The sequence below is a fragment of the Streptomyces sp. NBC_01276 genome (assembly GCF_041435355.1).
Lineage (GTDB): Bacteria > Actinomycetota > Actinomycetes > Streptomycetales > Streptomycetaceae > Streptomyces.
In genome coordinates this window covers 450,860-465,085 of record NZ_CP108443.1, presented here as the reverse complement: position 1 = coordinate 465,085, position 14,226 = coordinate 450,860, and the positions used below count along the sequence as shown (strand labels likewise).

Here is a 14,226-nt window from a genome sequence, read left to right as displayed (position 1 = left end):
CCGCACGGCCGCTTCCGGCTGCGCGGCACGGAGCCGGGCGGCCGCCTCCGCCAAAATATATTCATCGTGCACGAATATACCCAGGCGGTTCAGGGTCATGTGGGTGTGGGAGACGATCAGGCCGGCGGACCGCAACAGCTGGTGTTCATCGGAGTGAACAAGACCGTGACCGCGACTGACGACATGCGTTTCGAGTCGCAGTCGGCGCTGGCCACCCGCTTGAGCTACACCGCTTCGCTGCGGTTCAAGGGCCTTGCCGGATTCGCCGAGCCCTTCCTGCGCGCGGAGTTCGAGGCGCTCGCGGACAAGGTCGCGCAGCGACTGCCATCAGCTGCGGTGGGCCGGTGAGGCATGCCACTTGCCGGTAGGGCGGGCTGCGCCGGCAGCGGGAACCGCCGGAGTACTGGCCGGGGCCGGGGCGAGCGGTCTATCGCGGATCCGTCCTGTTCAAGCCGTCTGGCGGTGACGACGGGGCGCTGATTCGCGCCTCATCTAGGACCGGATCTGTCCCAGATGATCGCTAATGTCGTCACATCAAGGAGAGACACCAACGAGGGGACGACGTCGATGAGTCACACTGCACCCGAGGGCTACACGAGCGTCGCGCCGTGGGTGGTCACCGATGACACCGGCGCACTGCTCGACTTCATCACCGTCGCGTTCGGCGGCGAGGAGATCGCACGGGTAGCGGTACAGGACGGCACCATCGGCCACGGCGAGATCCGAGTCGGCGACACGGTGGTCCTGGCCTTCGACCGGCGGCCCGACTGGCCGCCGATGCCCTCGCTGTTGCGGGTCTACGTCCCGGACGCAGATGCCGCCATGGCTGCCGCTGTTGCGCACGGGGCACAGGTGATCACCGAGGCTGCCGACAGCGCGTGGGGGGATCGCGGCGGCAGGGTGCGGGACCCGTTCGACAACATCTGGTGGGTGATGAGCCACGTCGAGCACGTCGCACCGGACCTTGCCTGGCAGCGGATGTCCGAGCCCAAGTACGCCGAGGCGATGCGTACGGCCCAGGAGACTCTGGACGCCGCGCTCAGCGGCCGGGAGACCGGGGTGGCCAGCCCCCCGAAGCGCCCGACACACTGAGATCGGCTTCCGGCCCGGCCGCAGGGGGCGGGAGCCGAGGGCCGCCAGGCCGGCCGTCTTCCCAGCCGTCTCCCCCGCGCCGGCCCGAGGTCCCCCGCCGAGCGGTGCGACCCAGGCCGCCGGGCGGCGCCGGGCGTTGCCGTACGGGTTTCAGGAGATGACGCACCACCAGGCGCTCTCCACCACCAACGACGGGCCGCCCCAGGACGCGCCCGCCCCTGCGGAGTCGGACGACACCGGCACCATCTCGGAATCGGAATAGGGGGCGACGGGGCCTGACGCCGCGGTATCGACGTCACCCCGGCAGGGTGTGTTCCCGGTTCCACCACGGGACCACACCCCTCATCCGGACACGGGCGGACCCTGGGCGGGGCGTAGGGCCACCGCCACCGAGGTCGCGTACGGCTCGTCCAGCTCGCCGTCGGGGAAGTGCCCCGCGAGGTGCTTCTGCTCAGCCGCGAGGAAGGCCGAGGCCCTGCGCCCGCCGAGCAGGATGAAGGCTGAATGGGTGGCCAGCTTCGCTAGGTGGACATCGACGGAGACCCGGCGCGACCAGTGCAGTGTGCGGGTCTTCCAGCAGAGCCCGGCCGGTGTTTCCACGTTGGAGACGTAGAAGCCGGGCCCCAGCCACTGCTCGATCCTGGCCGCCTGCTCCGCCACCCAAGGCACGGACAGGTCCGGGTCGTTCCACCACAGCGCGAGAGCGCCCCCGGGGCGCAGGACCCGCAGGGCGGACGGGACGGCGCGTACGGGGTCGGTCCAGTGCCAGGACTGGGCGTACGAGACGAGGTCGAGCGAGCCGTCGGCCAGCGGCAGCCGGTTGCCGTCCCCGCGCACGAGCGGGATCCCCGGCAGCTCGCGACGGAACTGCGCCGCCATCCCGGCGCCCGGCTCGACGCCCACCACCCGGGCCCCGCGCTCGCGCAGTTCCCGGGCGGCGATCCCCGTCCCGGTGCCCACATCGGCCACCCGGGCCCCGGCAAGACGCCGCCCGCTGAACTCCTCCACGGTCTCGAAGACGGCCGCAGGGTACTGCGGCCGGTACGCGGCGTACGCGTCGGCGGCCCGGTCAAAGGCCAGAGCGCGTTCGTGGGCGGGGATGTCGTACGTCATGGCCCGACTATGGCGCAGGCGTCCACCGGGGAACAGGGTCCGCCTTCGGCCAAGATCGGCCATCGCGACCGACAGCACGCCGTTCTGGCCTGCGCCACGGGTACCGGGTGCCGGTCAGTTCGAGGGTCACGGGACTCCTCACCGAGTTCGCCTGCCGGTGCATCGGCGACGGGTGCTCCGGCTCACGGGGCGGTGACGTCGGGCCCGTGCGGTGAAGTCGGTGTCTTCACGTCTGCGCTTCGGCCGATCAGTGCGGCGAAGGAGTCGAGGACGCGTTGCAGGCCGAAGGAGTAGGCGTGGGCGGGGTCGTAGGCGCTGCCGTGTGCTGCGCCTGCGGCTGCGCCGACGCGGACGGCGGTGGGGTAGGCGTTCTCGTCGAGGACCCGGGCGAGGAGCGGGGCGTTCAGCTCCCACCATTGCTGGTCGTCCAGGGCGCTGTCGTGCCGTACGGCGCGGACGTCCGCGTCGGCGCGGGCGCATGCCTGCACGAAGGTGAGCAGGTGGGTCAGGCAGTCGTCCATCTCGACGTCGCTGAGGCCGAGGCCGTCGAGCCCGGACAGTTCGTGCTCGTACTTCGACATCTGCCCCGGTCCCAGCGGAGGCCTGGCGGTGGAGACGGCCGCGGCCCAGGGGTGGCGTTCGTAGAGGGCCTTGTTCTCCTCGGCGACAGCGGTGACGCGCTGGCGCCAGGGCTGTCCGGCGGTGCCGGTGCGGGGCATGCGGGCGTAGGCGGCGTCGAGCATGAGGTCGAGTAGCTCCGCCTTGCTGGGGACGTAGGTGTACAGCGTCATCGGCACCACGCCGAGTTCCTTGGCCACCCCGCGCATGGTCACCGCGTCCAGGCCTTCGGCGTCGGCGATGGCGGTGGCGGCATCGACCACCGCGTCGATGCTCAGCCCCCGTCGCGGTCCTCGGCGACGGTTGGTGGAGGGGTCACGCCACAGCAGTTGCAGGGTGCGGGCCGGGTCGCCCGAGCTGGTTCGTTCCGTTGGCACGGGGAAATCCTCTCGCGATCTAACTCTGTACGATGTACATTGTACGGCGTACAGATAAAATGCTCACGATCTCGGAGGAGCTTTCATGAAGATCACCTCTAGCGCCGTGTCGCTCAACGTCGACGATGTCCCCGCCTCCAGCACCTTCCTCGTCGAGCACTTCGGGTTCCGCGAGGAGATGGCCGCCGACGGCTTCGCGTCCCTGACGCGCGACGACGCCGGCATGAACGTCATCTTCCTGCGGCGGGGGCTGGACAGCCTCCCGGCAGACCAGCGCGACGAGCACGCCGCTGGTCTGATCCTCGCCTTCGTCGTCGAGGACCTCGAAGGCGAGCTGACGCGCCTGCGCTCCGAAGGCGTCGAGATCACCATGCCGCTGACCGACGAGGAGTGGGGCGAGCGCGCCTTCCAGGTCCGCGACCCCAATGGCGTCATCGTCCAACTGGTCGACTGGAACGCACCCACCAGCCACTGAGGGAGCCTGCGGCTCCGACCCGTGCAGCCGGAGCCCGTTGAGGGGGGGTGCAACGTCGGGGCCGGCGTGGCCACGGCGGCGCTTCGCCGCAGAGCGGCCGAACGCAGCGGGGCACGCGAGGCTGCGTCACTCGACTCGTGGGGCGCCCACATCGGCGCGGCTGTCGTGACCGTCGCCCTGGTCCCCCTCCGCCGGTACGGCAGGGCGCCTGCTCCGGGCATCGCCAGCGGAGTCGTTCTGCCCTGGTTCGCCCGAGCCCCCGCTTGGGACCGGCACGCACTCCAGCACGCGTACGACGCCACCTTCGGATGAGGCGACGGGTTCTGCACACCAAGGCCAGGCCAGAGGGGGCAATGTGACGAGCATTGACGATCCTGTGGGGAGTCGTCCGCGGTACGCCGATCAGCTGACGGCCGACGTCGTGTGGGAGATCGGCGACTGCCTGCTTCCTCGACTGGAGCGAGCGGCAGATGCTCACCCCCGTCACCGGCAGACAGACAGTGGGGACCCGGACACCGCTGGAGCCCGAAGTACAGCAGTGCGGGCCGCCACCTGGTGAGGGTGGCGGCCCGCGGCTGTGGACCGGTCAGCGGTTCTCCATGGTCAGGCCTGCCGAGCGGATTGCCGCAGGGCTACCCGTGCCTGAAAGCGGGGTCAGTGGCGGCGCCCCCAGGTCTCGGTGTCGACGACGCGGTTGCGGTCGTCGCGCAGGGTGGCGGTGTCGGCCTTGTTGCCCCAGATGTACTCGCGGCTGCCCTGGTAGAGGTCGGTACGAGTGTTGCGGCCGCTTCCGGTGTGGATGCGGAGGGTGGCGTGGCTGTTGATGCGGATGTTGTCGAAGCGGTAGCGGTTGCCGTCCGCGTCGCGCAGGGTCCAGCCACGGAGGTTGATGGCGTCGCGGGTGGTGTTGGTGATCTCGACCCACTCGTTGTTCAGGGAGCGGTTGGAGTGGTCGTCGCGTCCGGGGCTGTCGGCCTGGACCCGGCTGATCTCCACCCGCGGGTGCTGGCGCCGGTCGTGGTCCTGAGCGGTGGCCGGCAGCGCGGCAGCGCCGACGACGGCTCCGGCGGCCAGAACGGTCGCGGCGATACGGCGGACGGAGGAAGAAACAGACGACATGGGTGACGCTCCCTCAAGAACCACGCCCCACCCGCCGAAACAGGTGGTGGCGGCGTTGCGGCTTCCCGGCCCGGAGTGAGCCGAGGGCCACACTCTCGACCCGCCGCCCGTCCCACTGCAGCCCGCGCCCAGGCCGGTTACCGGAAGCGGACATTACCGTCACGCTCGCCTGCATGCTGCACGCATATCCCGCCGCCGCGGCCCTGACAACCGGTGCTCCCTGCACCCACCCGCCCACCTCAACGGTCCGGCGATCCGCGCGCACCGGCGCACCACCCGGCGCACCCGGAAAGCCCACCACCCAAGCGGAGTATCGTATTCCGTAACGGCTGTTCGCCGGATTTCTTCGCGCACCCGTATCAAATCCGCACGTATGTGCATGCCGTTGACCATGGCCGGGCCCGGCATCTTCGGGAAGGCGGGGCGGCCGATCAGCTGCACCGCGCCGATCCACCTCCCGGAACGAGGAGGGACGTGGCCGCCGCGAAAGCAGGTCGAGGCGATCTTCCGCGGTTTCGCAGGCGGGACAGCCCCACTCCGATTCCCCCAGCCCCGGCCAGTCAGCATCCGGGGTCGCCGGTGGGGACGACGTCAAGGCGAGGGCTGCGTTCCGTAACTGGGCCGCCCATGCCTGCTGGTCAAGCCCCAACGTGTACTCGATGCGGCCATCGCATCGGGATCAGCGCCACGAGCGATTGCTCGGCCGCGGACTCGGCCTCCGTCTCCCGACCGCCGCCGCAGGCAATCCCAGTGTATGAGCCCGCTTCGCCGAGGCCGGAGTGGACCAGGACTACGCCGTGCCGGACGGCCCGGGACGCCGAGTCGGCGGTGCCGCGCACCCGGAGCGGGCACACCGGTTGCACCCTCCGGCCGGGGGTCATGTGTAGCGGGCGACGAGGGCTGCCCTGTCCGCGCCGTCGAGGTGGACGCCGAATGCGCTCGCCAGAAGGAAAGGAGGGGGAGCTCTCTGGGCTGTACCCGGCGCTTTTCGGACGTCAGGTCGGCGTGCAAGGTGGCGGGCGGCCCGTGCCACCGACCACCGGAACCATGCGTTCTGTTCCGCACGGGCGAAGACGGAGTCCAGCGCAGGCATGGCGGTGTCGAAGGGGAAGGCGCAGTCGGCCGGGTGTCCGAGCCCGGCCGCAGAGTCCAGGGCCCGCGGGCGCCGTCCGAGGGCTGCTGCCAGAGGGGGAAGCGCCCGTGCGGGCGGGACGCGTACGAGCGCGGCCAGGGCCCGGTCCGCATGGTCGTCGTCCTGGTCCGGGTTCCGTGCGGCGAGCGGGACCAGGACATCCGCAGCCGGTTCGGCGACGCTGCCCAGGCGGCCGAGGAGGGACGCCATGTCGATCACGGACTTTCCCCAGGCGCGATTCGGGACAGCCGGCACTGCCACCAGGTGCAGCGCACGGAACCGCAGCACGGCAAAAGCCAGATGGAACCCGTTCAGGGCGCGGCGAGGGAGATCGCCCGTTCGCCCGGGTCAGGGATTGGTGACCCTGATGAGCTTCAGCGTTATCGGTCCGTCCACGTCCGGGTGCAGGAACACCTTCCCCGCGCTCGCCGTCCAGAGCTGGATGTCCTCCATGTCCCGGCCCCCGCCGTCGTCGGGCTCCAGGTACACGAAGTTCGAGGGGGTGGCACTCCAGGTACCGCCGAAGTCGACGGGGACGGTACCTCCGCGCCCCATGGCGTCGCTCTTCGAGATGCCCTTGGCGGAAAACCGCCCGTTGACGTCCAGCAGAATCTCCCCGCCCGTCTTGCCGTCGCGATACGTCCCGGGCAGGTCGTCCGCATCGACGTTGACCGCCCCTGGACTCGCACAGGCCGTCGCGAACACCGCCGCGGACACGATCAGCGCGGCGACGAAACCGCCTCTGCCCCTCTTCCTCGCCCTCATGCTCTTGACCCCCATGTCCACGCACCCGCTTCCCCGAGACCGGACGGCAGGTCCGCCGCCGGACACCCATATTTGAACATGCTCAAAATTTATGGTGTCCCCGGGGTCCCGTCCGGCGTGCCCGGCCCGCACGGACATCGCGCGGAACCTGGCGGAGATCACAGAACCGAGAAAATCTCTGGCCGGGATCATCCACCCGCCGCCCTACCGACCAGCCACCGGGCTCAAGGGCCAGCCAGCGTGGTCAAGCCGCAACTGACGCGCACAATCACACAGCGGGCGTGACCGAGCGCGCGTGGCGGCCGGTCAGCTCCGCGGCCCGGGAACGTCGTCCGTGACCACGACCAGCCTCAGCCAGGACGCTTTAGAAGCCGTTGCCATACCGATCATGGAGTCTGTCGATCGAACGGGAGTCTCGACCGGGTGATCGCGGGCCCTGCCCGGCACGAGAGCAGGGCCTGGCGGTATGCGGGGAAAATCAAGGGGAAGCCGACGGCCGCGCGCTGCTACGGTCGGGCACCATGAGCTGGCTTCCCGATGACTTCGTCCACCCTGTCCTGGTATCGCTGCCGGGCGGTGGTCATCACCTGCGGCCGATCCGGGAGGCGGACACCGCGCTCGACTATCCGGCTGTGATGGGTTCGCGCGAGCGCCTGTGGACCATCTTCGGCCCGGCCTGGGGCTGGCCCGCGGCCACCATGACCTACGAGGGCGACCAGGCCGACCTGTTGCGGCACGAGAAGGAGATCGCCGCGCACCAGTCCTTCAACTACGCGCTGTTCGACGCGGCGGAGACAGCTCTGCTCGGCTGTGTCTACATCGACCCACCGGAGAGGGCCGGCGCGGACGGCGAGATCTCCTGGTGGGTGGTGGACGAGCTGGTGGGCAGCAAGGTCGAGCAGGCCCTCGACGCGCTGGTGCCGCAGTGGATCGCCGCCGACTGGCCGTTCGAGCAGCCGCGCTTCCTCGGCCGCGAGATCTCCTGGTCGGACTGGCTCGCCCTGCCGAAGCATCCCGACATGTAAGTGGTTGTTGCCGGCCCGGAGGCCCTGTTGTCTTTGTTGTACGTACCCGGGCACGTTGACTTCAACTCGCCCGCCGTGTCGTGTGATTGCCTCGCGCATGCGTACGGCGACGCGGCCGACCATCCGGACCGGGTGCGCCGGTATCCGTCGGACATGACGGACGCGGTGTGGGTGGCCGTCCGGCCGTTGCTGCCGGTGCCGGCCTGGTTCCAGGGGCGGGGTGGACGGCCCGGAGGCTACTGCCACCGGCAGCTGTTGGACGCGATCCGCTACCTGGGACGGCGCGGCGGGCCTGCTGATCCGGCTGCGCCGCCTGCACCGTGACATCACCCTCGTGTGGCCGACGGCGGCTACACCGGCCCCCTCGTCGACCGCCGAGCGCGAACGGTTCGAAGCCGGCGACTTCGACAGCTGCACCACCGCCGGGGCCATCGGCCGGCTGCGGGACATCGCCGGCGTCGCCGTCGGGGACAAGCCCGCCAAGAGCCTGGCCGTCCTCGCCAGGTGGCGCAACCGCCTGCAGCACTACGGACTCACAGCCCCCGCCCCCGCCGTCGAGGTTACGGCCGCACAGGTCCTCGACTTCCTCGTCACGTTCGTCTACGACGAGTTGCTGCCCGCTCTGCCGGGCCCCGGGACCGCCGCGGTCTTCGGTGACCTGGAAGCGGTCGGGACGAAGGTCCGCGGAATCAAGAGCTACATGGCCACACGGGTCGAGCGCCTGGCCGACGAGCTGAAGGACGTCCAGGAGCGCACCGCGACGTGCCCGGTCTGCGAACAGTGGGCCCTGGTGATCGGTGAGGGTGCCGACCCGCTGGACAGCCGCTTCTGCCGCGCGCTCTGGGAGCAGGGATTCACATCCGCGCTCGAGCACCACCACGAGGAGATCCTCGGACTGGACGGCACCGTACAGGAGTGCCACGACTGCCACGAACACGCGCTGCCGGTCGAGGGGGCAGGCACCGCGGCGGCCCCCGCGGAACGCCGCAACCTGTGCTTCTGCTGCGGCACCGACTTCGACGTGATCGCCGGATGCAGCGACTGCCTGAACGCGTACGTCCCCGCATACCCGGACGACATCGGCTGGTGCCCTGACTGCACCGCTCTGCGCATCGACCGGTTCTGAACACCAGGCATGCCGAGTATGTGTGACCGCGGCGCGCACCGAATACTGGGCCCGGGGAGCGGCGACCTGCCCGCGCAAGACCTCACCGCGCTGCGCCGTACCGCCCTGGAGCGGATGAGCCCGGGCGGGCACGGCAGCAGCCTGACCAGCACGATCGGAGCGGTGGTGATCCAGGGGGAGCAGGGTCCGTTCGGCGAGTACGGCGCGCGCGCCGAGGCGATCTGCGGCAAGCCACTGGGCGTGCGTCGAACTGCCGGCCGGCAGGGAAGGACCACGAGTGCAAGGGACCGAAGTGACCGGGATCGAAGTACGCGCATGCCGCTCTGCACACCCTGACGCCCGCAGGGAACGGCCGGTGCGGGCACGCAGTCACGTTCCCGCCGCGTCAGGCATCCGGGCCGCGAGGGTGCAGTGGGCGCACCGCGCCGGTGTCTTCCACGAAACCGTGCGCTACCTCGCCGAGCACGCCCGGCGCCGCGAACCCCTCCTCGAACCGCTGGCCGACGCCGTCCTCCCAACCCCGCGCCGGGCCGGTCCCCGCGGCTACGACCCTCAGCGGGGCGGAACCCCGCGCTCCTGTCCGCCCCCCAGAGCGAACCGTGCGCCGAGCACCGCCGCCGGGCCCGAGCCCTGTCCGACGGGCTGCGCGAGCTCGCCGGACAGGTGGAGGCCCACGCCGCGCCGGCACCCACGTACGTCGGTGAGCCGACAACCGATCCCCTGGACCTGTCCACCGACCCCGAACTCCTTCGGTGCTTCCTCCTGCAGACCCTCCCTCAGCACGGGCCTGCTGATCAGCAACGAAGCAGCCGGACGCCTCCTCGGCGCTCACGAGGAACATGTCCGGGCGGCGGCCATCCGCCCGGCTCCGGGCCCGACGGCGGTGCCCCAGGCCGCTGTCGACGCGGTGCGGCCGGCCACTCGGCCCGCCCATGACCTGTCTCCACGTCCGGGCTCCCCCACGCGCCAGACCGGCCCTGCACCTCCCAGTACGCGGCCCGAACACACCAGCCCGCCCGGGTACGCGATGATGGCCCGAAGTGGTCTGGCGTTCCCCTGTCGGCCGTCCACCGGAAGCGGAGTACGGGGATTCATGCTCGGGCAGTGGACCCGGGACGGGAAAGGGCAGGCAGCGGGATGAGCACGACTGATGACCGGGTGTACTGCGGCGACGAGGGCCACGTGGTCCGGCGCGCCCCGGGCCGGGTGTACGTGAGGCTGGCGGGTGGCCCCCTGGACGGTCAGCTCCTTGACGTGACCAGCCTGTCCCTGCGGGAGTGGGCGGAGGGCGTACTCCTGATCACCGACCGCGGGCTGTACGGGCCCGGCGGCCGATCCCTGTACAGCCCTTCCGAAGCCGACCCGGACGGCCCCTTCCGCTGGGAGGGCGACACGCCCTGAACCGGCGCGGCCAGGTCCGGAGTGAACCGCGGACCCGCCGGGGCCCGGCGGGACCCGCCCCGGGTCCAGCCTCCAAGTGCGTCGACGGGCCGGCTCATGCCGCAGAACGGCGTCAAGCGGCCGGAGCCGATTGGCCGCGCGTGTCCCAACCTCGGTCATGAGGACCGTCGCAGGCCGTCGACCCCGAAACACATCCGTCCGGAGCTCCAGGCACTTCCGTGCCTTCGGGTTGATCCTCTCGGACGTGGCCCGAGCACTGGTCATGGGCGGAGGGAACCGCTCCGGATGTGCGGGCATCTGGTGGGGCATGGGCGTTGTGATCTTGTTCTTCGGTCTGTTCTTCATGGTCGGCTGGGCCGTGGCTCTTGCCGGTCTCGGGTACGCCTGCTCGGTGCTGTGGCGAAGCCGCGGGCAGGAGTGGGCGCGGATCCACGGGCGTCCGCTCGTCCGGCTGTTGCTCCCAGCCCCCGCGTACCTCCGCTTCGACAGGACACTCGCCGTGGCAGCGCTGCTGGCCGACGTGTGGCTGGTGTCGGGGGTCCTGGTGTTCGGCGCGGATGGAATCTTCACCGAGGAGTGGATGGGATACCCCGGAATGATGGATCCCGGCGGGCGGGGCTATCAGGCCGGGGTTGTGGATCTGCTGCGTACGACGGCCTGGTGGAGCGCCTCCGCCGCGATCCTCGGAAGGTGCTGGACCACCACGGCCGTCCAGCTGACCGTCCTGCCGTTGTCGGCGCTCTGGATCGCCTCGTTCGACACCTACTACACGTGACCCCGCACAGGAACAGCTGAAAACGGCGAACGCGCCCGCCGTACCGTCGAACGGACCGCCCTCGGATCCGCCAGAGCGGGTCACGACTGGACGACCTGTGGTTCTGCAACACGGTCGGAGGCCGCTGGTCGGCATCGCCCGCAGCGGTCATCCCCTCTTCGACGGGCGGATCGACGCCCGCCGTTTCGCCGCAGCCGACCACATCGGCATATCCCGGCTCGGCAAGCGCCTCGGCCCATCGGCAGAACCCCTCCGATACGTCGGTATGCCTCGTGGGTGAGGAAACCGTCCTTCCGCCTGCGCCACAGCTGGTCGAGCGTCAACTCCAGCAGAGGCAGCACGGTGACCGGAGCCCGGAGTGTCTCCTTCCGATCGGGGCTGCTCGCCAGGACATCGCTGACGATCTGCTCGGGCAGACCCGGCTGGAAGTGGAGTCCTACGACCCGGGCGGGCTCCACGATGATGTCGTGGAGGTCCTCCGTGGTCAGCTCGCCGGTCACGTTGAGCAGACCGGGCGTCGCCGCTGCCGGCAGCTTCGGAACAAGAGCTGCCAGTCGGTGGTAGAAGTCGTCGCGCATGACCAGGATCACGCTGAGCGGGCCGTGCTCGCCGGCTGCCGTGGTGATGTCGTCGAGCAGGGCCGGGAACTCCTGCGGCCGGCCGTCGGCGCCCTGCACCAGGAGCTCTTCGAACTGGTCGATGACCAGGAGGACCCGCTGGTAGTGGGGCTCGCTCGCCAGCTTGCGGGCGGCCGCAGCAGCGATTGCTTGCCTGGGCCGGAAAGCCGAACGACCGAACAGGGTGACCGCCGCGTCCTTCTGCGGAACCCAGTGACAGCACCCGTGTACTCCGTGGCGTTTCCCGCAGCCGGACGAAGGCCACGTCCTCGGCCTCGGGTGCACGCCACTCCTCTACGCGTCCCTCCAGCCCGTCCGCACCGGCCACATGAGGGAAGGTCGCCCACACCGGGTCGCCCGCACCGGATCCGGCCGCCCGAACCACGTGCGCACACGTGACCAGTACGTCCTCGGCCACCAGGAAGCCCGCACCCGCCACCTGCCCGTCCCGCGCCGAGGATCTGCGCCACCGCTGCCTGCAGGTCGGACGGCGTGCCGCCCTCCGCCCCCTTTCCCGGTGCTAGCCATCGTCGTTCTGCCAGGACGCCGACACCTGCAGATGACAGTTCGCCCTGCTCTTGGTGATCACCGCGCCGGCTTCGACGGCGAGGTCCACGCCGAACTCGATGGTGATCTGGTCGGGCCGGGCCTTGCGCAGCTGGTCGAGGGCCACCTGCGCGACCCGGGTGACCGGCTCCAGAGCTTCCTGCAAGGTCTGCGGTACCTCACGCACGGCGTCCCCGATGCGGCCTGCTTTCACCGGCTCCTCGATGCCGGCTGTCGTCTCCACCAGTACAGAGCCCCCGCCATCCAGTGGAATCCGTGCCAGAGGTGTCACCGTGCCTCCTAGGTCACTCGCGGGCAGATCAGGGGTCGCGCCCAGCATCCGGTGTCCGGGCACGGTCCGCAGCGCGGCATGGGCCGTACGAGGAGCCAGGACCGCTGCGGGCGAACGGGTTCGGAGCGCAGGCTCTGCCATGACGTCTCGCCCTGGGGTCCGCCTGCCCGGCCCCCTTTCGAACGGGTGCCGGGCAGGTGGGCCGAGCCAGACGGCACTTTGACGGCCGCAATGGCGCCACACCGCGCCGCGGGGGCCGCGATGACAGCCGGAGTCGGCATCACCCTGCCGGGACTATTCGGCCGTCCGGGCCGCGACAGCCCGCGGCGGTGTGGCGGGCGGGGGCGGCAACCCGGTACGGGGTCGCCCGCGTGAGCGGACCGCTTTTCGTAAACCGCCATTCGACTGGAATCTCCCCGCGTTCGGACGTGTGCGCGCATCATCGGGCCGCCGCTCTGTGAAGCTCGACGAGACTGGCGGCCGTGGGGAGCCGGAGTGGTTCCGAGCCGCCGCTGTCCCGAAACGGAAGGTCAGCCGCGACCATGCTCATCAACCAGCTCGCGCTCGTGTCCGAGACCAAGATCAACAAGATCAACCCCTCACAGATCACCCGGGTCGCCGCCGCGCTCCAGAAACAGGCGACTCGCGACTTCGGACCACTGTGGCAAGTGAACGCGACGGTGGACGCCTTCGACAGGCTGGAGGACGTTCCCGTCGGGTACTGGCCGCTGATCGTGGTCGACGACGTACCTGACGCGGCGGGGTACCACACGGACGAGAACGGCCAGCCCTTCTCCCTGATCGAGTTCAGCGACAGCTGGTCGCTGACCGCCAGCCACGAGATGCTGGAAATGCTGGCCGACCCGTTCGGGAACCGCCTGGTGTCCGGCAAGTCTCCCCACCCCGAGCAGGGACAGGCCCGGTTCCTCGTCGAGGTCGCCGACCCCTCGGAGGCCGATGAGTTCGGCTACACCGTCAACGGGCTGCTCGTCTCCGACTTCTTCACCCCGCACTTCTACGATCCGGTCACCGTCCCGGGCACGCGCTACAGCTTCGGCGGACACATCGCGGCGCCCCGGACGATCCTGCGCGGCGGATACATCAGCTGGGAGGACGCGGCCACGGGCGAGTGGTGGCAGCAGACCTGGTTCGAGGGCAAGGAGCCGACGTTCCGCAGACTCGGCAAACTGTCGGGCAGCGGCAGCATCCGCGAGGCCATCGACGCCCAGACCAAGACCGTCAGCCGCCTGGCCGCCAGCGGCCCTTCCTCCAAGCCCTTCCTGGCCGCGCGTACCCTCACGGCCCACGTCAAGGAATCCACCGGCGCCCGGGCCGACGATTGGCGCGCCCAGATCGAGCGGCTGAAGGGGGCGAACCCGGCGGCGAAGGCCTTCAAGGCCAAGGACAAGGCCAAGGGGAAGAAGGCGAAGTGAGAAGGACGATCGTTCCCCGACGGCCCTCGGCCCGCCTGCCAGGGAGGCCGTCGTGAGTGAGGACGCCCAGCAACGCAAGGAGCGCGCGGATCGCCTGCGCGAGATGATCCAGCGGCCCGGGGCCAAGCCCGAGCCTCCGGAGCAGGAGAGCCTGAAGGAAGGCGTCGAGCGCCGCATGCGAGAGCTCGACGAGGCCGATCGCGAGAACCGCCGGAATCGCCGGAATCACCAGGACGATCAAAGCAGCCCGGAAACCGGGGGCGAAGACGGCGAACCCTGAGAGCACCGGGACGTTCAGCGGCGAAGCGGGACCCTGTCCG

The 14,226-nt window shown here is 70.3% G+C and carries 16 protein-coding genes and 1 pseudogene; 9 read left to right on the top strand and 8 right to left on the bottom strand.

The genetic code is table 11. The annotated features are described in order from the left end of the window. Positions 1–66 precede the first annotated feature (66 nt). Positions 67–348 carry a hypothetical protein gene (locus OG295_RS39465; protein ID WP_331738704.1) on the top strand — a complete coding sequence of 94 codons (282 nt, stop codon included), beginning with the start codon at positions 67–69 and terminating at the stop codon, positions 346–348. A 219-nt stretch (positions 349–567) separates the two neighbouring features. Continuing rightward, on the top strand, positions 568–1,092 hold the full coding sequence (locus OG295_RS39460; protein WP_331738702.1) for a VOC family protein: 525 nt from the start codon (positions 568–570) through the stop codon (positions 1,090–1,092). A 342-nt stretch (positions 1,093–1,434) separates the two neighbouring features. Here the strand turns inward: OG295_RS39460 and OG295_RS39455 are convergent, their stop codons facing one another. Further along, the gene (locus tag OG295_RS39455) at positions 1,435–2,205 is read right to left on the bottom strand and encodes a class I SAM-dependent methyltransferase (protein WP_331738701.1); all 771 of its coding nucleotides are present in this window, start codon (positions 2,203–2,205) and stop codon (positions 1,435–1,437) included. A 182-nt stretch (positions 2,206–2,387) separates the two neighbouring features. Next, positions 2,388–3,200, bottom strand: coding sequence for a TetR/AcrR family transcriptional regulator (locus OG295_RS39450; RefSeq protein ID WP_331738699.1), 813 nt, complete (start codon positions 3,198–3,200; stop codon positions 2,388–2,390). Between the two features lie 85 nt (positions 3,201–3,285). Between OG295_RS39450 and OG295_RS39445 the strand changes: the two genes are divergently transcribed. Further along, entirely contained in the window at positions 3,286–3,675 is a 390-nt protein-coding gene (locus OG295_RS39445) for a VOC family protein (RefSeq protein WP_331738697.1), read from the top strand. 654 nt (positions 3,676–4,329) lie between these two features. On the opposite strand, the gene OG295_RS39440 is transcribed toward OG295_RS39445, so the two are convergent. The 3 genes from OG295_RS39440 to OG295_RS39430 form a co-directional block, all read right to left on the bottom strand. Continuing rightward, entirely contained in the window at positions 4,330–4,794 is a 465-nt protein-coding gene (locus tag OG295_RS39440) for a lamin tail domain-containing protein (protein WP_331738695.1), read from the bottom strand. Between the two features lie 877 nt (positions 4,795–5,671). Further along, entirely contained in the window at positions 5,672–6,145 is a 474-nt protein-coding gene (locus OG295_RS39435; protein WP_371681512.1) for a hypothetical protein, read from the bottom strand. 129 nt (positions 6,146–6,274) lie between these two features. Further along, positions 6,275–6,712, bottom strand: a complete 438-nt coding sequence (locus OG295_RS39430; RefSeq protein ID WP_371681511.1) for a hypothetical protein — start codon at positions 6,710–6,712, stop codon at positions 6,275–6,277. 500 nt (positions 6,713–7,212) lie between these two features. On the opposite strand from OG295_RS39430, the gene OG295_RS39425 reads away from it, so the two are divergent. The 4 genes from OG295_RS39425 to OG295_RS39410 all read left to right on the top strand — a co-directional run bounded on the left by OG295_RS39425 (position 7,213) and on the right by OG295_RS39410 (position 11,018). After that, positions 7,213–7,716: an N-acetyltransferase gene (locus OG295_RS39425; RefSeq protein ID WP_331738689.1), complete on the top strand. Its 504-nt coding sequence runs from the start codon at positions 7,213–7,215 to the stop codon at positions 7,714–7,716. Between the two features lie 220 nt (positions 7,717–7,936). Further along, positions 7,937–8,842 carry a hypothetical protein gene (locus OG295_RS39420; RefSeq protein ID WP_331738687.1) on the top strand — a complete coding sequence of 302 codons (906 nt, stop codon included), beginning with the start codon at positions 7,937–7,939 and terminating at the stop codon, positions 8,840–8,842. A gap of 1,137 nt (positions 8,843–9,979) precedes the next feature. Continuing rightward, the gene (locus OG295_RS39415; protein WP_331738685.1) at positions 9,980–10,243 is read left to right on the top strand and encodes a hypothetical protein; all 264 of its coding nucleotides are present in this window, start codon (positions 9,980–9,982) and stop codon (positions 10,241–10,243) included. 244 nt (positions 10,244–10,487) lie between these two features. Further along, entirely contained in the window at positions 10,488–11,018 is a 531-nt protein-coding gene (locus OG295_RS39410; RefSeq protein WP_371681510.1) for a hypothetical protein, read from the top strand. Between the two features lie 80 nt (positions 11,019–11,098). Here OG295_RS39410 and OG295_RS39405 read toward each other — a convergent pair whose 3' ends face one another. The 3 genes and pseudogenes from OG295_RS39405 to OG295_RS39395 all read right to left on the bottom strand — a co-directional run bounded on the left by OG295_RS39405 (position 11,099) and on the right by OG295_RS39395 (position 12,425). Continuing rightward, positions 11,099–11,920, bottom strand: a complete 822-nt coding sequence (locus OG295_RS39405; RefSeq protein WP_331738682.1) for a hypothetical protein — start codon at positions 11,918–11,920, stop codon at positions 11,099–11,101. Beyond that, positions 11,841–12,020, bottom strand: a pseudogene (locus tag OG295_RS39400) (hypothetical protein); the annotation flags it as partial. The gene OG295_RS39405 and the pseudogene OG295_RS39400, both read right to left, overlap by 80 nt. A gap of 135 nt (positions 12,021–12,155) precedes the next feature. Continuing rightward, a complete protein-coding gene (locus tag OG295_RS39395; RefSeq protein ID WP_371681509.1) occupies positions 12,156–12,425 on the bottom strand; it encodes a CU044_2847 family protein in 270 nt (89 codons plus the stop codon). Positions 12,426–13,015: 590 nt separating this feature from the next. Between OG295_RS39395 and OG295_RS39390 the strand changes: the two genes are divergently transcribed. Further along, a complete protein-coding gene (locus tag OG295_RS39390) occupies positions 13,016–13,906 on the top strand; it encodes a hypothetical protein (protein ID WP_331738680.1) in 891 nt (296 codons plus the stop codon). A 52-nt stretch (positions 13,907–13,958) separates the two neighbouring features. After that, positions 13,959–14,186 carry a hypothetical protein gene (locus tag OG295_RS39385; protein WP_331738678.1) on the top strand — a complete coding sequence of 76 codons (228 nt, stop codon included), beginning with the start codon at positions 13,959–13,961 and terminating at the stop codon, positions 14,184–14,186. Positions 14,187–14,226: the final 40 nt, after the last annotated feature.

Bases quoted from the DNA above. Each gene is read 5' to 3' on its own strand.
- OG295_RS39460 (WP_331738702.1), top strand. From the start codon at position 568: ATGAGTCACACTGCACCCGAGGGCTACACGAGCGTCGCGCCGTGGGTG.
- OG295_RS39455 (WP_331738701.1), bottom strand. From the start codon at position 2,205: ATGACGTACGACATCCCCGCCCACGAACGCGCTCTGGCCTTTGACCGG.
- OG295_RS39445 (WP_331738697.1), top strand. From the start codon at position 3,286: ATGAAGATCACCTCTAGCGCCGTGTCGCTCAACGTCGACGATGTCCCC.
- OG295_RS39440 (WP_331738695.1), bottom strand. From the start codon at position 4,794: ATGTCGTCTGTTTCTTCCTCCGTCCGCCGTATCGCCGCGACCGTTCTG.
- OG295_RS39425 (WP_331738689.1), top strand. From the start codon at position 7,213: ATGAGCTGGCTTCCCGATGACTTCGTCCACCCTGTCCTGGTATCGCTG.
- OG295_RS39415 (WP_331738685.1), top strand. From the start codon at position 9,980: ATGAGCACGACTGATGACCGGGTGTACTGCGGCGACGAGGGCCACGTG.
- OG295_RS39390 (WP_331738680.1), top strand. From the start codon at position 13,016: ATGCTCATCAACCAGCTCGCGCTCGTGTCCGAGACCAAGATCAACAAG.